This is a genomic window from Kitasatospora sp. NPDC004240, from assembly GCF_053603215.1.
Genome location: NZ_JBSGFD010000111.1, coordinates 1 through 21,581, shown reverse-complemented (window position 1 = coordinate 21,581; position 21,581 = coordinate 1). Strand labels below are relative to the sequence as shown.

Genomic DNA, 21,581 nt, shown 5'->3' with positions numbered 1-21,581 from the left:
CCGTGGGGGCCGCCGGGCTCGAATATCGACGGAATATAGGCGCCTTCGGGACGGTCCTCCTGCCACGAATTTCGGCGTGGCCGCATGTCGACCTGGAAGGGGTTCGCGGCATTGGACCCACGTCCCGCCTGGAAGCCGTCGGAGATCAGCCCGGAATCACTGTCCGTGTCCGAAGACTCGGGCCTCGACGGGCTGCTCGAATGGCTCGATTCCACTCCTGATCTCGAGTCGTTGCTGGACCGGGAGAAGGCCCTCGTGTTCCGGGGCTTCGGAGCCACCGAGGAGCGGCTCGCACCGGTCATGGACCGGCTGCTGCCGAACCGCCTCGCCTACGTGCACGGCAACTCGCCGCGCACCAAGGTCGGTGACAACGTCTACACCTCGACGGAGTACCCGGCCGAGTTCACCATCTCGATGCACAACGAGCTCTCGTACGCGCACCGGTGGCCCGCGCGGCTGCTGTTCTGCTGTGTCACGGCGGCGGAGACCGGGGGCGCCACGCCCGTGGTCGACGCGGCGCTGTGGCTGGAGCTCCTGGACGACGAGGTGCGCGAGCGGTTCGCCGACGGTGTCCGCTACACCCAGAACCTGCACGGCGGCCTCGGCCTCGGCAAGAGCTGGCAGGAGACCTTCGAGACCGCCGACCGGGACGAGGTGGACGCGTTCCTGGCCGCCTCGCACGCCGTCAGCGAGTGGCGGCGGGACGGCAGCCTGCGGATCGTCCAGAACCGCCCGGCCACCACCCGCCACCCGCGGACCGGCGCCGAGGTCTGGTTCAACCAGTCCGACCAGTGGCACCCGGCCGCGCTCGGTGACGAGACCGCGGCGGCCCTGGCCAAGGTCATGCCCCAGGAGGACCTGCCGCAGTCGGTGGCCTTCGCCGACGGGTCGCCGATCCCGGCCGAGTACGTCCTGCAGGTGCGCGACCGCGGGCTGGCGGCGGCCGTGGACGTGGACTGGCGCCGGGGCGACCTCCTGCTGATCGACAACCTGCTGGTCGGCCACGGCCGCCGGCCGTTCTCGGGGGCACGCCGGGTCCTTGTGGCCATGTCCGACTGACATCCGGTCGAGGACCGGCGAAGAAGCCTGAAAGGGGTCATCCGATGACCACCGTGCTGTCGTCATCAATCCGCACCACCACCGCCATCACCCTGACCGACGCCGAGCGTGCCGAGGTCCACCGCCTGGCCGTGCGGCTCGTCGGGGCCGAGCGCGGCCTGGTCGACGAGCTCGCGTGGATGGAGGCCGCCCGCAAGCTCTCCGCGCAGCTGCCGCTGCGCGTCCGGGAGGAGGTCCGCCGCTACCGCCACGACCCGGGCCCGGACGGCCTGCTGATCCTGCGCAACCTGCCGAACGACGTCGACTCGCTGCCGGTGACCCCGACCGTGCCGGAGTCGGTGGAGCGCGCGGCCACCGTCCCGGCCGCGATCTCGGCGCTGGTGAGCCTGAGCCTGGGCGAGGTCGTCGCCTACCGCGAGGAGAAGTCCGGCGCCCTGGTGCAGAACGTCGTCCCGGTGCCGGGGCGCGAGGAGTCGCAGAGCAACGCCGGGTCCGGCACACTGCTCGAACTGCACGTGGAGAACGCCTTCCACCCGCACCGCCCGGACTACGTCGGGCTGTTCTGCCTGCGCAACGACCACAGCGGCACCGCCGGCACCCTGGTGTCGTCGATCCGCCGGGCGCTGCTGATCGTCCCGGACAACGTGGTCGAGGTCCTGATGCAGCCTCGCTTCGTCACCCAGCCGCCGCCGTCCTTCCACGCCGGCGCCGAGACCGAGTGCCACCCGGTGCTGGAGGGCGCCGCGGACGACCCGAACATCCGGGTCGACTTCAGCGCCACCGTCGGTCTGGACGAGGACGCCACGGCAGCCCTGGAGATCCTGCGCGGCGCCCTGCTCGACGTCTCGGCGATGCTGGTGCTCCAGCCGGGTGAGCTGGCCTTCGTGGACAACCGCCTCTCGGTGCACGGCCGGACCTCCTTCGAGGCCCGCTACGACGGCCACGACCGCTGGCTGCACCGCACCTTCGTGCACCTCGACCACCGCCGCAGCCGCGGCCACCGGGCCGGCAACGGCCTGGTCCTGTTCTAACCGCCGCGGCGGGAAGCGGTCGCGGCTCCCCCGGCCGCGGCCGCTTCCCGCCATCCTCCCCGGGTAGTCATGCACATCGTCCTGGCCGAACTGGCCGTTCCGGCCGGCGAGGTCTCCGCCGAGGAGGTCCGCGACCGCCTGCGGCGCTGCGCCGAGCCCGGCCACGGGCTGCAGCACGTCTTCGTCGAACCCCGGGACGGGACGGTCCACGCCGTGCTCTTCCTGTCCCGGGCCCTGGTCCGGGAGGCGGAGGAGGCCGCCCGGGAGCTCTGCCTGGCCTGCTGCTCGGGTCTGCGGAGCGGGCGTCTGATCCGGCTCGGGGCCACGATCGTTCCGCAGTTCGGCGAGTTCCTGCTGTCCGCTTCGGACGAGGAGGAAGGGTGACCACGGCAGCAACTTGCCATGGCAGCACCCTGGCCCACCGATTCCATGGTCAGGCCATCCCGGCCGTGTGAGAGTGGAGATGTCGGCAGGGGAACTCCTCGGAAATCCAGGAGAAACCGCCGAAAACGCCGAGCCGCTCCAGGCTCGCCCACGACTGCACAGGAAAGTGCCCGCGAAATCGCCGCGGGCAGGGTAATTGGGGGAATTCAGATGAACGCCATGGCCATCGTCCGCCGTCTCGCTCCGGCCGCCGTCGTCCTGGCCGTCGCTCTGGCGGCCGCGCCGACCGTCTCGATCGTCGACGTGGCGACCCGCGCCCAGGGGGGCACGGTCGTGGTCGCCATGAACAACGGCTGGGACTGACCCCCGCCCGATCCGACGGGGGATCACCTCGCCGCCACGAAGGCCCGGACCGCATCGCGCGGTCCGGGCCTTCGTCGTTCCCGGCCGGGGCCGGTCCCGGGGCCAGGAGCGTCAGCCGTCCAGGAGCTGGTGGAGCAGGTCGCGCAGGGTCTCGCACTGCGGGGTGGTGAGGCCGGCGAGGGGCTGGGCGGCGAAGGGCATGCGGGCGCGCAGGTCCGCGGCGACGGCGCGGCCGGCCGGGGTGGCGGCGACCCGCTTGACGCGGCGGTCGGCGGGGTCGGGGCCGCGTTCGACCAGCCCGCGGGACTCCAGGCGGTCGATGATCACGGTCACGTTGGACGGTTCCGCGTGCAGCCGCTCCGCGATGCGGCGGGTGGGGACGGGCTCCTCCGCGGCGAGCAGCGCCTTGGCCTGGAGCGGGGTCAGGTCGTGCGCCGCCGCGGCGGCCTCGGACTCCTGGGCGTAGCGGCGGTTGACGGCCGCGAAGAGGCCGACGATCTCCCTGGTGAGCTCATCCGTCTGGTTGGACATGGCGTCCAGCGTAGCGAGGTGCTTGACACGCTGAAATGTCCGGGCCCATAGTTATGACTCATATTAGTTATGAACCATAAGCAAGCGAGGGAAGCGCCATGACCACCATGACCACCGGGACCGTCCTGATCACCGGCACCTCCTCCGGCATCGGCCTGGCCACCGCCGTGGCCGCCGCCCGCGACGGCTGGCGGGTGATCGCCACCATGCGCGACACGGCGAAGGCCGGCCCGCTGCTGGCGGCGGCCGGGGCGGCCGGGGTCACCGTCGACGTCCGGGCCCTGGACGTGACCGACCCGGCCTCGGTCGAGGCCTGCCTGGCCGGACTGGACCGGCTGGACGCCCTGGTCAACAACGCCGGGGCGGGCCACGTCGGCACCCTGGAGCAGGAGGGGATCGACGAGGTCCGGGCCGTGATGGAGGTGAACTTCTTCGGCGTGCTGCACGTCACGAAGGCCGCCCTGCCGCTGCTGCGGGCGGCCGGGGGCCGGGTGGTGACCGTGACCAGCGTCGGCGGCGTGATCGGCCAGCCCTTCAACGAGGCGTACTGCGCCGCCAAGTTCGCGGTCGAGGGCTTCATGGAGTCCCTCGCGCCGGTCGCCGCCACGGCCGGGGTGTCCGTCAGCGTGGTCGAGCCCGGCGCGGTGGCCAGCGAGTTCGTCGCCAACGTGGGCCTCGCGGACGACGCGCTGGAGCAGGCCGGACCGTACGCGCCGGCCCTGGCCGCCTACCTGGAGCGCACCCGCGGCGCCTTCGCCGCCGCGCAGACCTCGCAGGACGTGGCGGAGCGGATCGCCGGCCTGCTCGCCGCCGAGCGGCCCGCCTTCCGGCTGCTCACCTCCGACGCCGCCCGGGCCTTCGCCTCGGCCAAGCTCAAGGACCTCGACGGCTCGGCCGTGCAGGCCCTGACCGGCGCCTGGGTGGGCCCGGGACTGTCCTAGGCCGCCGGACAGGCCCCGGCGGGGCCGAGGACGGGAGCCCCTGCCACGGGAGCCCGACGCCCCGGGCGGACGTCATCGTGGCGCCGCCCGGGCTCAGGCGAGGGCGGTGAGGGCGTCGCCGACGTACTTGGCGCCGAGCACGGCCAGCACGGCGGCCATGATCGCGGCGTTGTGCGCGGCCATCCAGGCCTTCCACTCCCCCAGCACCCGGGCCGAGCGGTCACCGCCGAGCAGGTGGACACCGATCGGCAGCAGCACGCAGAGCGAGCCGATGATCACCATCAGCGCGGCGGCCAGCGTCTTGCCGACGTCGCTCGCGCCGCTGGTGGCGATCGACACCGCGCCGCCGATCGCCAGGGCGAGGTTCTTCGGGTTGGCGGCGGCCAGGACGACGCCGAGACCGGCGGACCTGCCGGGGGTGAAGCGGTCGACGGCCCGCATCCAGGCCGGCGGCGCGGTCACGCGCCCCGCGCGGGGGCGCTCGCGCCACTGCTTGGCGGCCAGCAGCAGGAACAGCACGCCCAGCGCGAGCTTGAGCCAGTACGACCAGGCCGGCCGGCCGTCGGCGGTGTGCGGACCGCTGCCGGCCACCACCACGACGGCGACCACCCCGGTGAGCGCGGTGATCCAGCCGGCCGCGAACGCGAGGCCGTCGGCCCGGCCGCGCGGTGTGGCCAGCAGCAGGATCACGGCGATCAGCGGCAGCGGGCTGATCGCGATGCCCACCGCCGAGGCGAGCATTCCGCCGATCGCATCACCCATCCGTTCCCCTCTCACGGGTCACCCGCGAACCCGTCGGTACGAGCCCGACCGCCAGCCACGCTTCCGGCGCCCACGCCGGCCCGCGACCGCTCCCGGCCGAACGGGTGAGGGCGCACCCGGCAGGGACCACCGGATCCGGGCGACCGCCCGGTCGGCCCACCCGCGGCGCACGGCGTTGAACCGCAGGCCGTACTCCGGGGCGATCCGTCCGTAGTCGGACAGGTCGTCGCCCGGTCAACGGATTCGCCGGGGCCGCCGCTCAGCGGTCGGCGAGGCCCGACGGGTGCCGCGGGGTCCAGCCGAGCTCCTCGGCGGCCAGGGCGTTCGAGACCCGCAGCCGGGTGTCCAGCATCAGCGCCCCCAGGTACGGGACCATCAGCCGCAGCGCCCAGCCGGGCAGGCGCAGCTGCCGTCCGCCCCTGGCGGTGGCCAGCTCGCCCCAGCCGGCCGGCCGGTCGTCGACGATGTTGTACGCCCGCCCGGCCCGGCTGTGCTCCAGGGCCGCGACGGTGGCCTCGGCCGCGTCCTCGACGTGGACCACGGGCACCACCCCGCCGCCGCCGACCGGAACGGGCAGCGGCCGGGAGCCCGACGCGGGGTCGAACCAGGTGCCCGGGCCGTGGAAGACCCCGTAGCGCAGCGCCGTCCCCGCCACGTGACGGGCGGCGAAGAGCTGCTCCTCGGCGTCCAGCAGCCCGGTGATCACGTGGTCGGCGACGTTCCCGCCGCGGACCCCGAACGGGTCCCGTTCGGTGAGCACCCGGTCGCCGTGGTCGCGGTAGCCGTACCCGAGCGCCAGGGACTGGGTGACGAAGCGCTCGGCGCCGAGCACCCCGGCCGCCTCCAGCAGGTGGGCGCTGCCGAGCCCGCGCAGGACGTTGCTGGGGTCGTCCGCGGTGAGTGTGCGCCGGGGGGCCTTGAGTGCGGTGAGCTGGTGGACCACCGCGTCGGCCCGGCGCCCGTCCAGGGCGCGGAGCAGGGCGTCCCGGTCCAGCACGTCCGCCCGGACCGGCTCGGCGCCCAGCTCCCGGACGATCGCGGCGGCCGCCCCGGTCCGCGCCGGCGCCAGGACGTGGTGCCCCTCCCGGACCAGCGCGCGGGTCAGCGGACGGCCGATGGCACCGGTCGCGCCGGCGAGCAGGACTCTCATCGTCAACCTCCTGGGCGTGGCCGCACGGGCCTCGTGGGTACGCCCAGGGGACAACCGGGGCGGCCGGTTCGTGACACCCCGGCCGCCCCCGTCTGCGTGATCCCCGTCACGCCCCGCCGGTCAGCCCCGCAGCCCGCCGAGCTTGTCGGGGTTGACCTGGAAGCGGAGGTTGCGCAGCCGGCCCTCCTCCAGGTCGTAGGTCAGCGCGCCGATGACCGCGCCGTCCAGCAGGCAGAGCATGCCGAGCTCGCCGTTCACCTCGGCGGTGGTGACGGTGGCTCCGGTCATCTCGGGCTTGGCCATGACGCCCAGCAGCCAGCGGGCCACCTTGGTCGGGCCGTGCAGCGGACGGATGGCCGCGGTGACCTTGCCGCCGCCGTCCGACCAGGCAGTGACGTCCGGGGCGAGCAGTTCCATCACGGCGTTCAGGTCGCCGCCCGCGCAGGCAGTCATGAACCGGGCGGTGACCTCCTCGCGCCGGTCGCGGTCGGTGTCGAAGCGCGGGCGCCCGGCCTCCACGTGGCCGCGGGCGCGGTGGGCGATCTGGCGGACGGTGGCCTCCGGGCGGTCCAGGAACCCGGCGATCTCGGCGTGCGAGTAGCCGAACACCTCGCGCAGCACGAAGACCGCGCGCTCCACCGGGGTGAGGGTCTCCAGCAGGACGAGCATGGCGGTCGAGACGCTCTCCGCCAGTTCGGCGCCCTCGGCGGCGTCGGGCGTGGTGAGCAGGGGCTCCGGCAGCCACGGGCCGACGTACTCCTCCCGGGTGGCCCGGGCCGAGGTGAGCCGGTTCAGCGCCAGGTTGGTCACCGTGCGGACCAGGTACGCCCTGGGGTGGCGCACCTCGGAGCGGTCCGCCCGGTGCCAGGTCAGCCAGGCGTCCTGGACCACGTCCTCCGCGTCGCTGACCGTGCCCAGCATCCGGTAGGCCGTGGCGAACAGCAGTCGCCGGTGCTCGGTGAAGGGGTCCGGCTCCGGGCCGTCCATGATCGTCACGGGCGCATCGTGCCAACCGGGCGGCCCGGTCGGCAAGGACCCCGGCCCTCCGGACGCTCCGTCAGCACGCGGCCCCGGACCGGGAGGAGCGGGTCAGCGGGCCGGGAGGAGGTGGCGGGCGAGCAGGTCCAGCGCGGCGGTCACCTCGGCGAGCCGTCCGGGGTCGTCGGTGCCCAGCGCGGCGGCGAGGGCCCCGTCGATGCCGGCCGTACGGACCTCGGCCACCCGGCCGGAGACCTCGTCGGCCGGACGGACCAGTACGCGGCGGCGGTCGGCCGGGTCGGGGGCGGTGACCACGGATCCGGCCTCCCTGAGGCGGGCCACCGCGGTGGAGACCTGGCTCTGCGGCAGGCCGGTGCGGGCGACGATCTCGCCGACGGCGCTGCCGGGGTGGGCGGCGATGTCACTGGCCACGACCAGCACCAGCCGGGCGCCGCCGGCGTAGCGTTCGGCGCCGCCGGGGGGTTCGGGCAGCGCGTCCTCGCCCAGCTTCATCAGGGCCCGGCCCAGCAGGAACAGCTCGACTCCGTTCACGGGCCGGAGCATACATCGGTTTGGATCCATCGAAGATGATCCATCCACCCAGATCCATCTTTCCAAATACATCTAGACAGATACATCTGTTCCGATGAATCATAGGAGGGCACCGGACGGCGGACCGAACCGCCGGCCACCGAGCAGGGGGATCACCATGACCAGCACCGCCGCCGCCCCGACCACCACCGGCACCCTGGCCGTCCCGGGCGCCGAGCTGTACTACCGGGTCAGCGGCACCGGCCCGCTGCTGCTCATCTCCCAGAGCGGCGAGGGGGACGCCGACCGCAGCGTCGACCTGGTCGCCGGGCTGACCGACACGTACACCGTGGTCACCTACGACCGGCGGGGGCTCTCCCGCAGCACCCTCGCCGACCCCGGGCGCGGGGCCACCCTCACCGAGCACGCCGACGACGTCCACCGGCTGCTCGCCGAACTCACCGACGCCCCCGCCCTGATGCTCGGTTGCAGCCTCGGAGCCGTCATCGGACTGCACGCCGCCGTACGGCACCCGGGCCTGATCTCCACCCTGATCGCCCACGAGCCCGTCGCGCCCCGGCTGCTGCCCGCCGCCGAACGCGCCCACCACGAGCGGGAGCTCGCCGACATCCAGGAGCTCTACGCCCGGGAGGGCCTGCGGACGGTGCTCCCGGAGATCGCCCGCACGCTGGGCATCGACCCGTCCGGGCGGGGCAGCGAGCCCGACCTGACCCCGCAGCCCTTCGACGACCGCCGGATCGCCAACTTCGACCACTTCATCCGCCACGACTTCGACGCGATCATCCACGACACCCTGGACCCGGCCCGGCTGCGCGGCACCGGCACGCGCGTCCTGCCCGCGGTCGGCCGCACCACCCCGCACACCGTCTTCGACCACCGCTGCTCCGTCGAGCTCGCCGCCCTGCTCGGCACCGACCTGCACGAACTCCCCGGCGGCCACAACGGGAACACCACCCACCCCCGCGCCTACGCCGCCCGCGTCCGCGAGCTGCTGCGCACCGCCTCCTGAGCCCGGGCCACCCGGGAAGGGGCGCGACGAAGGCCCGGACCGATAGAACCCAAGGAGGGCGGTCCGGGCCTTCGTCGTCGTACGGCGAGGCGCCTGGGTGGCGGCGCGGGCGGCGGGCGCATGGGCGGCCGGGGCGGCACGGGCGGGCGGGCCGGGGCCGGTCAGACCAGGGCGGCGGCGGTCACCGCGAGGGCGGAGCCGGCGAAGACCACGGTGTGGCGGACGTTCTGGAGGATCCGGGTCCAGGCCGGGAAGGCACCCTCGGCGGCCCGGAGGAAGGCGGGGACGTCGACGCGCCGCAGCTCCGGGTCGCCCTTGCGGCGGAAGGCGGCCTGGACGGACTTCACGGCGCCCAGCTGGCTCTGCAGGATCAGGATGTTCGCCAGGAACGCGATCGAGGAGAACACCCAGGTCAGCGTGGTGCCGAGCGGACTGCCGGCCAGGTTGAGGGCGGCGGCGGCGAGGCTGGCGACGGCGAAGGAGCCGGGCGCCCACCACTCGTGGCCGCTCGCGTCGAAGCGCAGCTTGTTCTCCTCCAGCACCTCCGGGCGGATCCCCTGGCGCCGCAGCTCGGTGACGGCGGCGGCCTTGGCGACGGCGCCGAAGCGGTGGCGCAGCAGCGGGATGGAGGCGAAGGCGGCGGCGACGAGGACCTGGGCGACGGCGGCGACGGTGTTCACGAGGGGCTCCTTCGAGGACTTTTACTTAGTTCAACTCCCGACGCCGAGAACTCTAGAGGGCGACTTGAACACTGTGCAAGTGCCTTCTTGAACTTTGTGCAAGGAGGTGGCCGGTGACCTATCGTGAGCACATGCCACGCGACACGCTGACCCGCGAACAGATCATCCGGACCGCCGTCGAACTGCTCGACGAGGAGGGCCTGGAAGGCCTCAACATGCGTGCCCTGGGCAAGCGGCTGAACTCCGCCGCCACCGCCGTCTACTGGCACGTCAAGAACAAGGACGACCTGCTGACCCTCGCCGGGGACCGGGTCTGGGACGAGATCCGCCTGCCCGACCTCGACACGGTCGGCTGGCGCGAGGCGGCCACGACCATGGCCGGCGACCTGTACGCGATGTTCACCCGGCACCCGTGGCTGGTCCAGGCCTTCGCGACCCACCTGTTCCACGGCGTCGGCAAGGCCCGGCACGACGACCACTGCCTCGCGGTGTACGAGCGGGCCGGCTTCGACGGGCCCGGTGCCGACCGGGCGGCCGCCGCCGTCTTCACCTACGTGCTCGGCAACGCGGCGCCGCCCGCCGCCACCGTCTCGCTCACCCGCCGGATCGAGCGCGAGGGCGGCGACACCGAGGAGGTGTTCGGCGCGGTGCTGAAGGAGGCCGTCGAGGCCGCCTCGGGCTTCCCCCGGCTGCGGGCCCGGATCGACACCGTCACCTCGGCCGACTACGCCGAGGCCCCGGACGACACCTTCGGCTTCGGCCTGGGCGCCCTGCTCGACGGCCTGGCCACCCGCCTCCCCGGGACGGGCGCCTGAGGCCGGCCCGACGGGCACCGGTCACGACGTCCCCGGAACGCGACGACGCCGCCGTCGCGAGGTGCGACGACGGCGTCCGGAGCCGGAGCCTCAGCCGCGCTCGGCGAGGGCCGCGCGCCAGACCGGGCTGTCGACGTAGTGGTTGTCGAAGCGCTCGGAGGAGTCCTTGATCTCCTGCGGGCTCGCCTCGCCGCGCATCACCCGGTTGAGCAGGCGCAGGTAGTCGAAGCGGGGCATGCCCGGCGTGAACACGAAGAGCACGTCCGCCTCGGCCCCGGGCGCCGCCGCGAAGGCGTGCGGCGTGCGCGGCGGCACGAGCAGGAAGTCGCCCTGCTCCAGGACGGTCAGCTCCTCGCCCAGCAGGACCTGGAGCGAGCCGCCGAGCACGAAGAACATCTCCGCGGCCCTGGTGTGGAAGTGCGCCGGGGCGCCCACCGCCCCCTCGGCGAACGAGGAGCGGTAGCTGGTGAGGTGACCACCCGTCGCGTCCGAGTCGGCCAGCAGGGTCATCACGCTGCTCGGGTCCGCGGCGGTCTCGGCGTCGGCGGCGCGGGTCAGGATCGGGGCGAAGGTCATCTCGTTCATGAGGATCACTCTACGGAGGAAGTGACCCGCCCGACCGGTGCAATTCCGCACCGTGATTCAGGGTCAATTTCCCTCGACGGCAAGCCCGAAGGCCCCGACCGGCCGGACGGATCCGGCGGTCGGGGCCTTCTCGGGAACGCCTGGGCCCTCTCGGGAACGCGGGGCCTTCTCGGACGTGCGGGGCCTTCTCGGGAACGTGGGCCGGGGCCCGGACGGTCAGCCCCCGTTGCGGCCCGCCGCCTGGCGCTGCAGCAGGCCCGAGATGCGGGCCAGGTCGTTGGCGATCTCGATCACGCCGTTGATGTCGGCCGCGGAGGCCCCGTTCACCGCGAGGTAGTAGGTGAAGAACCGGCCGTTGCCCACGTCGAGGTAGCCGCTCATGGTCTGCGCGCCCATCGCGATCCGCTCGTTGAGGGCGTCGAACCCGGCGACGGTCCCCGTCTTGGCCCACACCCGGCCCCGGCCCGGGCAGTCGGGGCAGCCCTCGCAGGCGAAGGCCAGCGTGCCGTCCACGCCGAGCAGCGGCAGCGCCTCGCGGAACCGGGTGGCGTCCGGGGTGCCCTGCCAGTAGTGCAGGATCTCGTTCTCCACCCGTGCGGTCACCCGGTCGACCGGGTTGCCGCCCCGGCCGTCCAGCAGCTGCACCTGGGTCGGGTCGATGCCGGCCTGCCGCAGGAAGGCGTTCAGCGGCGCGAAGCCGTCCGCGCACTGATGGCTGCCGACCGCGACGGCCATCAGGCAGATCCCGAGGTTGGCGCCGAGGTTGTGGCTGACCTTCATGATGAGCCGCGCGTACTCGGCGTAGACCGGGGAGACGTACGCGGCGACCCGGTCGGTGCCGGTGTAGGAGTCCGGCAGCAGGTTGACCGGGTTCGGGCCGGTCGGCGGCGCGGTGACCGTGACGCCGACCCGCGCGAGCGCCTCGATCAGCGCGGTGCGGCCGAAGGCCTCCGGGTCCCGCACCGCGGAGATCCGCAGGGTGGGCGGCGCGTCGGCGGCGATGGTCCCGGACAGGGTGATCCGGGTGCCGTCCGGGGAGGCGCTGACCGCGATGTCCGTCGGGCCGCCCGCGGCGACCGTCCGCACCGTCGACTCCACCTGGTACGGCGCGACCTGGGGGCGCCAGCTGAGCGCGGCCGTCTGCCCGGGGGCGGTCGGCGTGGTGAGCAGGTCGATGACGTTGTCGTTGATGATCAGCGGGGTCGGCGTCGGGTCCAGATCGGGGAACGAGGTGAACAGCCGGGCGTCGACGACCACGTCTCCGCGGACCTCGGTGATGCCCGCGTCGCGCACCTGCTGCGCGATCTCGTCCAGGCCGGCCAGCGGGTTCTCGGGGGTCAGCGTGGCGCCCGGGATGTCGTTGGCGTAGGTGTGGTCGACCGGGGTGAAGGAGACCGACCCGTCGGGGGCGGTCCGCCCGCCCATGGTGAGGTCGCCCTGCCCGATCAGCGCCAGCGAACCGTCCAGGACCGGGCCGCTGCGGGTGCCGAGGGCCTGGACCGGGGTGGTGAAGCGGTGGTCGCCGCCGAGGGTGTGCCAGGTGCCGGAGACGCTGACCACCTTGGCCGTCGACCCGGGGATGAAGAACTGGTCCGGGTACTGCTCGTGGATGACCTCGCCGGTGGCGTCGTCGATCTCCAACAGGCCCCACTGGGCGTGCTCGTAGGCCGGCTTGGCCATGATCGCCCGGATCTCGGCGCTGAGCCCGCGCAGGTCCCGGGTGGCCGCGGAGGCCGGTGCCGCCGTGCCGAGGACCACGGCCGCCGCCATGGTCAGGGCCCCGGTCAGGGCACCGGCCCGGGTGCGTCGGGGGATGCCCCTGCGGGGGGCCCTCCGGGTACCGGTCGGTCGAACGGTCCAGCTCATCTGTCCACCTGTCCTGGGCCGTACGACGGCACCATCACGACGGCTGCGCGGGTCCAGGCAGGCATACCGCGCGGCCGCGGCCGTCCCGACCTCCCGGCCGCGCGGTTCACCCGCTCGCCGCCCCGACGGAGCCGTACGGCGGGTGGCCGCTGGTCCGCCCAGGTGGTGCCGTACGGAGGCGGACGCCCCCCGGCGTCCGCCTCCCCCGGTCCCCGTCCCGGCGCGAGTTCAGGCGGCGCGGGATCAGGCGGCGCGGGCCTCCCGGCGGTAGCCACCGGGGGCCTGGCCGAACTCCCGCTTGAACGCCTTGGCGAAGGAGTACTCGGAGCTGTAGCCGGTGCGCGCGGCGACCGTGGTCAGCGGGTCCTCGGACTCGCGCAGGAGCCTGGCGGCGGTGGTCAGCCGCCACCGGCTCAGGTACGCCATGGGCGGCTCGCCGACCAGGCTGGTGAACCGGCGGGCGAAGGCCGCCCGGGACAGGCCCGCCCGGGTCGCCAGCGACTCCACGGTCCACGCGGTGGAGGGCGCCTCGTGGATGGCGGTCAGGGCCGGCGCCACGGCGGCGTCGCCCAGCGCGGCGGCCCAGCCGGCCGCCGCCGCGGGCGGCTGGTCGTCGAACCAGGCCCGCAGGATGTAGAGGATCAGCGAGTCGATCAGCGCCGGGACGATCCCCGTCGACCCCAGTCGCGGGTTCTCCAGCTCCGCCCCCAGCAGCCGTACGGCGGCGCTGAGTTCGGGGTGCCGGCCGTCGCCGGTCGGCAGGTGGATGACCGCGGGGAGCTGGCGGACCAGCGGGTGCGGACGGCCCTGGTCCAGGTGGTAGTTGCCGCACAGCAGGCTGGTCCGCGGTCCGTCGCCGCCGACCTCGACCGTGCCGATCGGCCCGACCGGCCGGTACTGGGAGGCGCGCTCCGGTTCGGCCGGCGTGGCCGGGTCGTCGGCCAGGATGTGGCCGCGCCCGTCCCGCAGGAAGATCACGTCGCCGGTGGCCAGCCGGAACGACTCCGCCACGGGTGCCGGCCCGTCCAGCGGGATCAGCCAGCACGACCCGCTGAGCACCACGTGGAACCCGGCCCCGGCGACCGGGGGGAGGCGCAGGCCCCACGGCGCCCGCCCCTCGGTCCGTACGGAGGTGGGCAGCCCCGTCCGCATGGAACTCAGCGCCTCGGTCAGGATGTCCACCACTGCCCCCGGTCCCCGCGGGCCACACGGCCCCCGCCTACCCCCACCCTAGAGCCGTCGGGTGTGCCGTTCATGCGACGGTGAGGACCACCTTGCCCTGCACCCGCCCGGAGCCGACCAGCTCGTGGGCCCCGGGGGCGTCGGTCAGCGGGAAGGTCCGCGCCACGTGCGGACGGATCCGGCCCTCGTCGACCAGCGCCGCGATGGCCTCCAGCGAGGCGTAGTCCGGCTCCACCGAGATCCCGGCGAAGTGGCGCCCGGCGGCCTCGATCTTCGCGGCCAGCTCCTGGTTCCAGTGCTCCATGATGCTGACCAGGGTGCCGCCCGGACGCAGCACCTCCAGGGCCTTGGTGCCCTCCGAGGAGGAGTCGAACACGACGTCGACGTCACGCACCGCCTCGGTGTAGTCGGTGGTCCGGTAGTCGATCACCTCGTCGGCGCCCAGGCCGCGCAGGAACTCGTGCTTCTCGGCGCTGGCCAGCGCGATCACGTACGCGCCGCGGGCCTTGGCGATCTGCACCGCGAAGTGCCCCACGCCGCCGGCCGCGCGATGGATCAGCACCCGCTGGCCCTCGCTCAGCTTCGCCGCGTCCACCAGGCCCTGCCAGGCCGTCAGCGAGGCCAGCGGCAGCGCGGCCGCCTCCACGTGGCTCAGGCCGGCGGGCTTGCGGGCCACCTGCCGCGAGGGCACCGCCACGTAGTCGGCGTAGCCGGTGGCCGCCCGCGGGAAGAACGGCATCCCGAAGACCTCGTCCCCCACCTTGAACCGCGCGCCCGGCCCGGCCTCCTCCACGACGCCCGAGACGTCCCAGCCCACCCCGTACGGCGGCTCCCCCAGCAGCGGGTACGCACCCGAGCGCACCACCACGTCCACCGGGTTCACGCCCGAGGCGTGCACCCGGATGAGCACCTCGCCACCGAGCGGGGCCGGCTTGTCGACCTCGACCGTCTCCAGCACCTCGGGACCGCCGAACGACTTCTGAATGACCGCACGCATGGAACTCTCCCTCTCGTCCCGCCCGGACCCTCGTCCCGGGCGCTTCCCGATGTCCATGACTCTAGGAAGATCGAACGAGCCGATGAATGGCCTTCCATCTCGAAAAGATGTCCCAGCGTCTCGCCACCGCCTGCCGCGGCGGCCGGTCAGCGGCCGGGGCCGCGACCGCGGAGCGCGTCCTGGGAGGCGACGTACTTCACCATCAACCGGGCGAACTCCAGCCGGTCCTCCTCGGACCAGTCGGCGGTGACGTGGTCGTACGCGGCGCGCTGGTGGCGGCGGAAGCGGGCCATCAGCTCCCGGCCCTCGGGGCTGAGGTGGAGCACGGTGCGGCGGCCGTCCTGCTGGGAGGCGGCGCGGACCAGGTAGCCGGCGGAGATGCCGTCGGACACCATGCGGCTGGCCACCGAGGGGTCCACGCCCAGGTGCTGGGCCACCGCGCCGACGGTGACCTCGCGCGGGCCCGCGCCCGGGCCGCCCGTACCGTCCGGGCCGCCCTGCTCGGCCTCCATCAGGATGTTGAGGACCAGTGTGCGGGTCAGGTCCTTCTGGGAGATCGGGTTCTCGACCTCCAGGAGCGAGGAGCGCCGCAGCTTCCCGAAGGCCGGGCCGACGGCGTTGAGCAGCTCTTCGGCGGCGTCCGCCTCGTACTTCGTCATACCCCCATCGTATCCGGATGACCGAGCGAAGGCATGTGTTGACATACAAACGTATGCATGCCAGCATACATTTGTCTTCAGCGCGGAACACCGCGCAGCGACAGCACCGCACACCGACGAAAGAGGGATCCCATGACCACGCTCATCACCGGCGCCCGCGGCAAGGTCGGCCAGGCCGTCATCGACCGCCTGCACACCGCCGGACTCCCGGTCCGCGCCGCCAGCGCCAGGCCCGCCGAACTGACCGTCCCCGCCGGTGTCGAGGCCGTCGAGCTCGTCCTCGACCGGCCCGAGACCTTCGCCGCCGCGCTGGACGGCGTCCGCCAGGTCTTCCTGTACCCCGAGCCCGGCGGCATCCTGGCGTTCGTCGAGGCCGCCGAGACCGCCGGCGTCGAGCACGTGGTGCTGCTGTCCTCGTCCACCGTCCTCGGGCCCGACGCCGAGAACGACCCGCTCGCCAGCCACAGCCTCACGGTCGAGCGCGCACTGTCCGCCTCCTCGCTGACCTGCACCTTCCTGCGCCCGGACGCCTTCGCCAGCAACGCCTTCGCCTGGGCGTACCCCATCGGGCGGGCGCTGCCCGTCCAGCTCGCCTACCCGGACGCCGAGATCGCGCCCATCCACCCCGAGGACATCGCCGACATCGCCGTCGCCGCGCTGACCGGTGCCGCCACCGCCGGCGGCCCGCTCACCGGCCGCGCGGTCACCCTGACCGGCGCCGAGTCGCTGAGCTTCCGCGCCCAGCTCGCCGTCCTCGCCGAGGCCGTCGGCCGCGAGATCCCGGTCGAGCGGATCACCCGCGCCCGGGCCGAGGAGCAGATGGCCGCGCACATGCCCGCGACCATGGTCTCCTCGCTGCTCGACCTGTGGGAGGCCGCCGACGGCCGCCCGGCCGACGTCGCCGACACCACCGAGTCCCTGCTCGGCCGTCCCGCCCGCGGCTTCCGCCAGTGGGCCGGCGAGAACGCCGCCGCCTTCACCGGTCGCTGATCCCCTCCCCCGTGCCCGCCCCCGACCTCGGGAGCCCCCCGTGCAGCAGTCGAAGCCCATCGGCTACTGGCTCAACCGCACCGACCGCGCCCTCACCCTCCGCATGGACGCCGTCCTGGCCGGCCACGGCCTCACCCGGCTCGCCTGGCAGGTGCTCAACGTCGTCCGGGACGACCCCGCCGCCACCGACGCGGCCGTGCTCGCCGTCCTCGTCGCCAACGCCGAGGCCCCCGCGCTGACCGCCGCCGTCGGCCGCCTGCTCGACGACGCCTGGCTGACCCGCCCGGCCCCGGACCGCCTCGCGCTCACCGCCGACGGCCGCGCCCGCCTCGCCCGGGCCGCCGAGCGGATCACCGCCTTCCGCGCGGCGTCGATGACCGGCATCTCCCCCGAGGAGTACCGCACCGCCGTCTCCGTCCTCGAACGGATGACCGCCAACGTGGAGACCGCCGATGTAGAGACCTCCGACGCGGAGACCGAGCCCACCGGGTGACCCCGGCCCCGCCCCGGCCCCGCCCCGGCCCCGCCCCGGCCCGCCCCTACTGGCCCCGGCTCACCCCGCGGCGGCGTACAGCACCTCGCGCAGGCCCGGGACGTCCTCCCGGTCCGCCCGCCAGACCAGCCGCAGCCGCAACGCGGGCGCGGCGAGCGGCAGCCGGACCAGCGAGCCGGCCGCCAGCTGCTCCCGTACGGCGAACTCGGGCAGCAGCGCCATGCCCAGGCCCTGTTCCGCGCAGGCCCGGGTGGCCGCCACCCCTCCGGTGCGCACCCGCTCGACGTCCGGGCCGAGCAGCCGCTCCCCCGCGAGCCAGAACGAGCAGGCCGGGACGTTCACCAGCAGACGGAGGCCGCGCAACCCCTCCCGGTCCACCGTGGCCGCGGCGCCCGGCGGACGGGTCGGCGCGGCGACCAGCACCAGCGGCACCTGTTCCAGGTCGACGTGGTCCAGCGGGACCGGCGGCAGGTCGAAGCCCAGCTCACCGAGCGGGCCGGCGGTGTCCAGCAGCAGCGCCGCCTCCAGCGTCCCGGCCGCCACCGCGCCGAGCAGCCCGTCCCGGGCGGCGTCGGTGCGCAGCGAGACGGTGAGGTCCGGCCGGCGTTCGGCGAGCCGGGCCAGCACCCGGGGGACATGGGTGGCGGCGATGGTCTCCAAGGCGCCGAGCCGCAGTTCGGGACGGGCGGCGGCGACCTCGCGCCGGGCCTGTTCGGCCTGGTCGAGCAGGCGCCTGGCCCAGGGCAGCAGCCGCTCGCCGGCCGCGGTGAGCGTCATCCCGCGCGGCGCGCGCTCGAACAGCCGGGCGCCGAGGGCGCGTTCCAGGCCGCGCAGCCGCTCGGACACCGAGGAGGGCGCGAGGTCGAGGGCCGCGGCCGCCCCGGTGACCGTGCGGTGGGCCACGATCGCCTCGAAGGCCCTCAACTGCCGCAGTTCCACCCGGATCCCCCGCCCGACGCCGCCGAGGCCGCACCCGTGCGCGGTCCGGCCACCCGTCAGCGTACGGCGGGCCGCGTTCGGTTCTGCCGAACGGTGGATGCGGCGGAGGCGGTCGAGAACCCCCTGGCCCGGCCGCAGAGTTGGCGGCGCACCAGCGCCGACCGACGACGGGGAGTCCGGATGACCACCGCCACCACCACCGCCCGTACGCCCACCCCCGCGCCCGGCCGTTCGCGGGCCCTGCTCGGGATCGCCCTCGGCTACTTCGCGGTGCTGCTGGACACCACGGTGCTGTCCGTGGCCGAGCCGGACCTCGCGCGTTCGCTGGGCGGTTCGACCACCGGCCTGCAGTGGGTGGTCACCGGCTACACGGTGGCCTTCGGCGCGGGGCTGCTGTCCGGCGGCGCGATCGCCGACCATTACGGCGCGCACCGGGCGTTCCGCCTCGGTACCGCCGCGTTCGGCGTCGGGTCGCTGCTCAGCGCGCTCGCGCCCGGCCTCCCGGCGCTGGTGCTGCTGCGCGCGCTGCTGGGGATCGCGGCGGCGGCGGCCGTCCCCGCCGGTCTGGCGCTGATCGCCCGGCTCCACCCCGTACCGGCCGATCGGACCAGGGCGATCGCGGTCTGGGCCGCCGTCAGCGGATGCGCGATGGCCTTCGGTCCGCCGATCGGCGGCATCCTGGTCGAACTGGGCGGCTGGCGCGCCGTGTTCTGGGCCAATGTGCCGCTGACCGTCCTGGTGCTGGCGCTCACCGCCGGGCCCGGCGTCCGCTGCCCGCGCGGGGAGCGGACCGTCGACTGGCCGGCCCAGCTCGCCGCCTGCGCCGCGCTGGCGCTGCTCACCGACGCGCTGATCGCGGCCGGCGCGGGGGCCTGGCCGCACTCGGGTCGGTCCGCGGCGGGCGCGCTGGCCGCCGGCGCCCTCTTCGTCCGGCGCGAACGGCGCAGCCCCGCCCCGGTGCTCCCGCCGGCCCTGCTGAGGGCGCCGGGCATGCGGGAGATCCTGCTGGCCGGGGCCGCCGTGAACCTCGCCCTGCTGGGTGTGCTCTTCGTCCTGCCCCTGCTGCTCCAGCGCACCCACGCGCTGTCGCCGACGCTGACCGGGCTGGCCTTCCTGCCGATGACGCTGCCGCCGGGCCTCAACCCGCTGCTGACCGGCCGGCTCGTCGCCCGGACCGGCCCCTGGCGGCCGGCGCTGGGCGGCCTGGCCCTGCTGACGGCGGGCAGCCTGCTGATCGCCGTGGCGGTCCTGGCCGGGACGCCGTACGCGCTGCTGGCGCCCGGCCTGGCCTGCCTGGGCTTCGGGGTCTCCTTCACCCTGCCGGCCCTGCTGGCGGCCGTGGTCGCCGCCGCCCCGGACGGCGCGGCGGGCGCGGCCGGGGGTCTGCTCAACGCCGTCCGCCAGATCGGCGGGACCCTCGGGGTCGCCCTGCTCGGCGCCCTCGGCACCGGGAGCGCCGGTACGGCCGGGGCCATGCTGCTGCCCGCCGCCGTCTGCGCCCTGGCCGCCCTGCTGATCGCCCGCCGTCCGGGCGCCGCGCCGGCCCGCACCTGAGCCGTCCGGCCCCCGGCCCACGGCCGCCCGGCGCCCCGGATCCGGCCGCCGCCGCCCGGTGCCGCCCCCGCACCCCGCGGGTACGGTGGGAAGGCCGCCTGAGGGAGGATCACCTCATGTCCACCGCCCAGAGCTGGAGCATCGGGGAGCTCGCCGAACACGCGGGCGTCACCGTGAAGACAGTCCGCTACTACTCGGACCAGGGGCTGCTGCCCGAGGCCACCCGCAGCGCCGGCGGCCACCGCCGGTACGACTCCGGCTCGCTGGACCGGCTGCGCATGATCCGTTCGCTGCGCACCCTCGACCTGCCGGTCCCGGAGGTGGAACGGGCGCTGGAGCGCGAGGACGCGCTGGAGGACGTGCTCGCCCGGCAGCTGCGCGAACTCGGCTCCCAGCTGTCCGCGTTGCGCTGGCGGGAGGCCGCCCTGCAGCTGGTCCACGACAGCCCGCCCGAGGAGCGGCCGGAGCGGCTGCGGCTGATCGGCTCGATCAGCACCCCGCCGGACACCACCGCGATGGCCCGGTTCTGGCGCCGGACCCTGCCGCTGCGACTGCCTCCCCGGCTGCTCTCCGCGATCCTGGAGGAGGCGGTCCCGCAGCCCCCGGCCGACCCGACCCCCGGGCAGGTGCTGGCCTTCGCCCGGCTGCACGCCCTGAGCACCGAGGGGCAGGCGCGACTCGACCGGTGCCGCCCGTCCGCCGAACTGCCCGGTGGCGGCTACCGGCCGGACCTGCTGTACGAGGCCCTCGGCGAGGCGTACGCACTGGCCGCGACCGATCTGGGGGCCGGGCGGGCCCCGGCCGGCGGGGACGCGCTGGACTGCTTCGTCGCCGCCCACGCCCGGTCGCTGGACGTCCCGGACACCCCCGGGTTCCGGCACTGGCTCGGCGGGCTGCTCACCCTCACCGTGGACCCGGTCGTCGACCGGTACTGGCAGCTCGCGGGCGAGCTCACCGCCCCGGCGGACGGCCCGAACATGGGCGCCTCCCACGAGTGGCTGCGCGCCGCCCTGGACGCCCAGGCCGCCGCCACCGCCGGGTGAGACGCCGGGGCCCGAAAAACTCCCGGGTCACGCCGGTCCGCCGGGCCTTCCCGTACGGACCGGCGGACCGGCGCTGTGGACCGGGCGCCCCGGCGGGGCTCACGCCACGTCGACCGTCCTCGGCACCTCGCCCGCCGTCAGCCCCAGGTCGATCACCCCGAAGGCCGCGCCCTGCTGGTCGGCGAGCGCCGCGAAGCGGCCGTACGGGCTGTCCATGGGCCCGGACAGCAGCTTGCCGCCGCGTTCGGTGCTCTTCGCCACGGCCTCGTCGCAGTTGCGGACCGCGAAGAGCACGCTGACGTACGAGGGCGCCTCGGGCGGCAGCTCGTCCGGCCCCATGCTCATCCGGCCGAGGACCGGCTCCTCGCCGATGTAGAACAGCCGGTAGTCGACCTTCTCGTCGTCGAGCCGCTTCACGCCGTACGGGAAGACGGCGGGGAAGAACGCGTCCGCGTGGCCGGCCTCGCGGGTGAGCACCTCGGCCCAGGCGAAGGCGCCGGGCTCCCCGCGCTTCTCGAAGCCCTCGTGGGTGCCGGCCTGCCAGACGCCGAACACCACGCCGCCCGGGTCCTTGGCGATCACCATGGTGCCGAACTCGCCGACCGGCATCGGCCCCATCAGCACCTCGCCGCCCTCGGCGCGGATCTTCTCGGCGGTGGCGGCGGCGTCCGCCGAGGCGAGGTAGAGGCACCAGGCGGACGGGGTGTCCTCGCCGCCGGGCATCGGGGGGACGATCGCGGCCACCGCCTTGCCGCCCGAGTACGCCTGGGTGTAGTTGCCGTACTCGCTGGAGCTCTCGCCGAAGGTCCAGCCGAGGACGTCGCCGTAGAACGCCTTGGCACCCTCCAGGTCCTTGAACATCGCGTCGGCCCAACAGGGTGTGCCCTCTGGTAGCGCGGCCATCTCTCCTGCCCTCTCGTGCGGCGATCGGTGAGTTTTGTCCCGATTCGCCACACTAGCCAGTCCCCCGGCGGGCCGCGCGCGGGCGGTCACGGCGGCGCGGGCCCGCCGGACCGAG

The 21,581-nt window shown here is 74.6% G+C and carries 24 protein-coding genes; 11 read left to right on the top strand and 13 right to left on the bottom strand.

Annotation, left to right across the window (positions count from 1 at the left end):
* Nucleotides 1–84 precede the first annotated feature (84 nt).
* The 4 genes from ACWEQL_RS26645 to ACWEQL_RS26630 all read left to right on the top strand — a co-directional run bounded on the left by ACWEQL_RS26645 (nt 85) and on the right by ACWEQL_RS26630 (nt 2,837).
* Complete coding sequence (locus tag ACWEQL_RS26645; protein ID WP_452152845.1) at nt 85–1,059, top strand: TauD/TfdA family dioxygenase; 975 nt, start codon at nt 85–87, stop codon at nt 1,057–1,059.
* A gap of 44 nt (nt 1,060–1,103) precedes the next feature.
* On the top strand, nt 1,104–2,090 hold the full coding sequence (locus ACWEQL_RS26640) for a TauD/TfdA family dioxygenase (protein ID WP_452152844.1): 987 nt from the start codon (nt 1,104–1,106) through the stop codon (nt 2,088–2,090).
* Nucleotides 2,091–2,159: 69 nt separating this feature from the next.
* Nucleotides 2,160–2,474 (top strand): hypothetical protein, encoded by a 315-nt coding sequence (locus tag ACWEQL_RS26635; protein WP_452152843.1) that lies wholly within the window; start codon nt 2,160–2,162, stop codon nt 2,472–2,474.
* 210 nt (nt 2,475–2,684) lie between these two features.
* A complete protein-coding gene (locus tag ACWEQL_RS26630) occupies nt 2,685–2,837 on the top strand; it encodes a hypothetical protein (RefSeq protein ID WP_452152842.1) in 153 nt (50 codons plus the stop codon).
* A gap of 111 nt (nt 2,838–2,948) precedes the next feature.
* Here the strand turns inward: ACWEQL_RS26630 and ACWEQL_RS26625 are convergent, their stop codons facing one another.
* Nucleotides 2,949–3,368 (bottom strand): MarR family winged helix-turn-helix transcriptional regulator, encoded by a 420-nt coding sequence (locus tag ACWEQL_RS26625; protein ID WP_452152841.1) that lies wholly within the window; start codon nt 3,366–3,368, stop codon nt 2,949–2,951.
* Between the two features lie 107 nt (nt 3,369–3,475).
* Between ACWEQL_RS26625 and ACWEQL_RS26620 the strand changes: the two genes are divergently transcribed.
* A complete protein-coding gene (locus ACWEQL_RS26620) occupies nt 3,476–4,309 on the top strand; it encodes an SDR family NAD(P)-dependent oxidoreductase (protein ID WP_452152851.1) in 834 nt (277 codons plus the stop codon).
* Between the two features lie 93 nt (nt 4,310–4,402).
* On the opposite strand, the gene ACWEQL_RS26615 is transcribed toward ACWEQL_RS26620, so the two are convergent.
* The 4 genes from ACWEQL_RS26615 to ACWEQL_RS26600 form a co-directional block, all read right to left on the bottom strand.
* Nucleotides 4,403–5,071: a GAP family protein gene (locus tag ACWEQL_RS26615; protein WP_452152840.1), complete on the bottom strand. Its 669-nt coding sequence runs from the start codon at nt 5,069–5,071 to the stop codon at nt 4,403–4,405.
* 259 nt (nt 5,072–5,330) lie between these two features.
* Nucleotides 5,331–6,221: an NAD-dependent epimerase/dehydratase family protein gene (locus tag ACWEQL_RS26610; RefSeq protein WP_452152839.1), complete on the bottom strand. Its 891-nt coding sequence runs from the start codon at nt 6,219–6,221 to the stop codon at nt 5,331–5,333.
* A gap of 120 nt (nt 6,222–6,341) precedes the next feature.
* Complete coding sequence (locus ACWEQL_RS26605; RefSeq protein WP_452152850.1) at nt 6,342–7,208, bottom strand: RNA polymerase sigma-70 factor; 867 nt, start codon at nt 7,206–7,208, stop codon at nt 6,342–6,344.
* A 102-nt stretch (nt 7,209–7,310) separates the two neighbouring features.
* On the bottom strand, nt 7,311–7,751 hold the full coding sequence (locus ACWEQL_RS26600) for a MarR family transcriptional regulator (RefSeq protein ID WP_452152838.1): 441 nt from the start codon (nt 7,749–7,751) through the stop codon (nt 7,311–7,313).
* A gap of 157 nt (nt 7,752–7,908) precedes the next feature.
* Here ACWEQL_RS26600 and ACWEQL_RS26595 point away from each other — a divergent pair, with 157 nt between their 5' ends.
* Nucleotides 7,909–8,760, top strand: coding sequence for an alpha/beta fold hydrolase (locus tag ACWEQL_RS26595; RefSeq protein ID WP_452152837.1), 852 nt, complete (start codon nt 7,909–7,911; stop codon nt 8,758–8,760).
* A 161-nt stretch (nt 8,761–8,921) separates the two neighbouring features.
* Here the strand turns inward: ACWEQL_RS26595 and ACWEQL_RS26590 are convergent, their stop codons facing one another.
* Entirely contained in the window at nt 8,922–9,440 is a 519-nt protein-coding gene (locus tag ACWEQL_RS26590) for a hypothetical protein (protein ID WP_452152836.1), read from the bottom strand.
* A 131-nt stretch (nt 9,441–9,571) separates the two neighbouring features.
* On the opposite strand from ACWEQL_RS26590, the gene ACWEQL_RS26585 reads away from it, so the two are divergent.
* Nucleotides 9,572–10,255, top strand: coding sequence for a TetR/AcrR family transcriptional regulator (locus ACWEQL_RS26585; protein ID WP_452152835.1), 684 nt, complete (start codon nt 9,572–9,574; stop codon nt 10,253–10,255).
* Nucleotides 10,256–10,345: 90 nt separating this feature from the next.
* Here the strand turns inward: ACWEQL_RS26585 and ACWEQL_RS26580 are convergent, their stop codons facing one another.
* The 5 genes from ACWEQL_RS26580 to ACWEQL_RS26560 all read right to left on the bottom strand — a co-directional run bounded on the left by ACWEQL_RS26580 (nt 10,346) and on the right by ACWEQL_RS26560 (nt 15,544).
* Nucleotides 10,346–10,840, bottom strand: coding sequence for a cupin domain-containing protein (locus ACWEQL_RS26580; RefSeq protein ID WP_452152834.1), 495 nt, complete (start codon nt 10,838–10,840; stop codon nt 10,346–10,348).
* A gap of 216 nt (nt 10,841–11,056) precedes the next feature.
* Entirely contained in the window at nt 11,057–12,706 is a 1,650-nt protein-coding gene (gene dacB / locus ACWEQL_RS26575) for a D-alanyl-D-alanine carboxypeptidase/D-alanyl-D-alanine endopeptidase (protein WP_452152833.1), read from the bottom strand.
* 243 nt (nt 12,707–12,949) lie between these two features.
* Nucleotides 12,950–13,888, bottom strand: a complete 939-nt coding sequence (locus ACWEQL_RS26570; RefSeq protein ID WP_452152849.1) for an AraC family transcriptional regulator — start codon at nt 13,886–13,888, stop codon at nt 12,950–12,952.
* Nucleotides 13,889–13,958: 70 nt separating this feature from the next.
* Complete coding sequence (locus tag ACWEQL_RS26565) at nt 13,959–14,885, bottom strand: NADP-dependent oxidoreductase (protein ID WP_452152832.1); 927 nt, start codon at nt 14,883–14,885, stop codon at nt 13,959–13,961.
* Between the two features lie 146 nt (nt 14,886–15,031).
* Nucleotides 15,032–15,544: a MarR family winged helix-turn-helix transcriptional regulator gene (locus tag ACWEQL_RS26560; RefSeq protein ID WP_452152831.1), complete on the bottom strand. Its 513-nt coding sequence runs from the start codon at nt 15,542–15,544 to the stop codon at nt 15,032–15,034.
* Between the two features lie 132 nt (nt 15,545–15,676).
* Here ACWEQL_RS26560 and ACWEQL_RS26555 point away from each other — a divergent pair, with 132 nt between their 5' ends.
* Together ACWEQL_RS26555 and ACWEQL_RS26550 are read left to right on the top strand one after the other, a co-directional pair.
* On the top strand, nt 15,677–16,534 hold the full coding sequence (locus ACWEQL_RS26555) for an NAD(P)H-binding protein (protein ID WP_452152830.1): 858 nt from the start codon (nt 15,677–15,679) through the stop codon (nt 16,532–16,534).
* Between the two features lie 40 nt (nt 16,535–16,574).
* Entirely contained in the window at nt 16,575–17,027 is a 453-nt protein-coding gene (locus ACWEQL_RS26550; protein WP_452152829.1) for a MarR family winged helix-turn-helix transcriptional regulator, read from the top strand.
* 60 nt (nt 17,028–17,087) lie between these two features.
* Here ACWEQL_RS26550 and ACWEQL_RS26545 read toward each other — a convergent pair whose 3' ends face one another.
* Nucleotides 17,088–17,966, bottom strand: a complete 879-nt coding sequence (locus tag ACWEQL_RS26545; protein ID WP_452152828.1) for a LysR family transcriptional regulator — start codon at nt 17,964–17,966, stop codon at nt 17,088–17,090.
* 180 nt (nt 17,967–18,146) lie between these two features.
* Between ACWEQL_RS26545 and ACWEQL_RS26540 the strand changes: the two genes are divergently transcribed.
* On the top strand, nt 18,147–19,520 hold the full coding sequence (locus ACWEQL_RS26540; protein WP_452152827.1) for an MFS transporter: 1,374 nt from the start codon (nt 18,147–18,149) through the stop codon (nt 19,518–19,520).
* Between the two features lie 116 nt (nt 19,521–19,636).
* Complete coding sequence (locus ACWEQL_RS26535; RefSeq protein ID WP_452152826.1) at nt 19,637–20,563, top strand: helix-turn-helix domain-containing protein; 927 nt, start codon at nt 19,637–19,639, stop codon at nt 20,561–20,563.
* Nucleotides 20,564–20,662: 99 nt separating this feature from the next.
* Here the strand turns inward: ACWEQL_RS26535 and ACWEQL_RS26530 are convergent, their stop codons facing one another.
* The gene (locus ACWEQL_RS26530; RefSeq protein ID WP_452152825.1) at nt 20,663–21,466 is read right to left on the bottom strand and encodes a VOC family protein; all 804 of its coding nucleotides are present in this window, start codon (nt 21,464–21,466) and stop codon (nt 20,663–20,665) included.
* Nucleotides 21,467–21,581 lie beyond the last annotated feature (115 nt).

What these genes read in the sequence shown, in the direction of transcription:
- ACWEQL_RS26580 (WP_452152834.1), bottom strand. Translation starts at nt 10,840, where the DNA reads ATGAACGAGATGACCTTCGCCCCGATCCTGACCCGCGCCGCCGACGCC.
- ACWEQL_RS26585 (WP_452152835.1), top strand. Translation starts at nt 9,572, where the DNA reads ATGCCACGCGACACGCTGACCCGCGAACAGATCATCCGGACCGCCGTC.
- ACWEQL_RS26595 (WP_452152837.1), top strand. Translation starts at nt 7,909, where the DNA reads ATGACCAGCACCGCCGCCGCCCCGACCACCACCGGCACCCTGGCCGTC.
- ACWEQL_RS26630 (WP_452152842.1), top strand. Translation starts at nt 2,685, where the DNA reads ATGAACGCCATGGCCATCGTCCGCCGTCTCGCTCCGGCCGCCGTCGTC.
- ACWEQL_RS26640 (WP_452152844.1), top strand. Translation starts at nt 1,104, where the DNA reads ATGACCACCGTGCTGTCGTCATCAATCCGCACCACCACCGCCATCACC.
- ACWEQL_RS26625 (WP_452152841.1), bottom strand. Translation starts at nt 3,368, where the DNA reads ATGTCCAACCAGACGGATGAGCTCACCAGGGAGATCGTCGGCCTCTTC.
- ACWEQL_RS26645 (WP_452152845.1), top strand. Translation starts at nt 85, where the DNA reads ATGTCGACCTGGAAGGGGTTCGCGGCATTGGACCCACGTCCCGCCTGG.
- ACWEQL_RS26615 (WP_452152840.1), bottom strand. Translation starts at nt 5,071, where the DNA reads ATGGGTGATGCGATCGGCGGAATGCTCGCCTCGGCGGTGGGCATCGCG.
- ACWEQL_RS26530 (WP_452152825.1), bottom strand. Translation starts at nt 21,466, where the DNA reads ATGGCCGCGCTACCAGAGGGCACACCCTGTTGGGCCGACGCGATGTTC.
- ACWEQL_RS26555 (WP_452152830.1), top strand. Translation starts at nt 15,677, where the DNA reads ATGACCACGCTCATCACCGGCGCCCGCGGCAAGGTCGGCCAGGCCGTC.
- ACWEQL_RS26620 (WP_452152851.1), top strand. Translation starts at nt 3,476, where the DNA reads ATGACCACCGGGACCGTCCTGATCACCGGCACCTCCTCCGGCATCGGC.
- ACWEQL_RS26605 (WP_452152850.1), bottom strand. Translation starts at nt 7,208, where the DNA reads ATGGACGGCCCGGAGCCGGACCCCTTCACCGAGCACCGGCGACTGCTG.
- ACWEQL_RS26560 (WP_452152831.1), bottom strand. Translation starts at nt 15,544, where the DNA reads ATGACGAAGTACGAGGCGGACGCCGCCGAAGAGCTGCTCAACGCCGTC.
- ACWEQL_RS26565 (WP_452152832.1), bottom strand. Translation starts at nt 14,885, where the DNA reads ATGCGTGCGGTCATTCAGAAGTCGTTCGGCGGTCCCGAGGTGCTGGAG.
- dacB (WP_452152833.1), bottom strand. Translation starts at nt 12,706, where the DNA reads ATGAGCTGGACCGTTCGACCGACCGGTACCCGGAGGGCCCCCCGCAGG.
- ACWEQL_RS26540 (WP_452152827.1), top strand. Translation starts at nt 18,147, where the DNA reads ATGACCACCGCCACCACCACCGCCCGTACGCCCACCCCCGCGCCCGGC.
- ACWEQL_RS26635 (WP_452152843.1), top strand. Translation starts at nt 2,160, where the DNA reads ATGCACATCGTCCTGGCCGAACTGGCCGTTCCGGCCGGCGAGGTCTCC.
- ACWEQL_RS26535 (WP_452152826.1), top strand. Translation starts at nt 19,637, where the DNA reads ATGTCCACCGCCCAGAGCTGGAGCATCGGGGAGCTCGCCGAACACGCG.
- ACWEQL_RS26610 (WP_452152839.1), bottom strand. Translation starts at nt 6,221, where the DNA reads ATGAGAGTCCTGCTCGCCGGCGCGACCGGTGCCATCGGCCGTCCGCTG.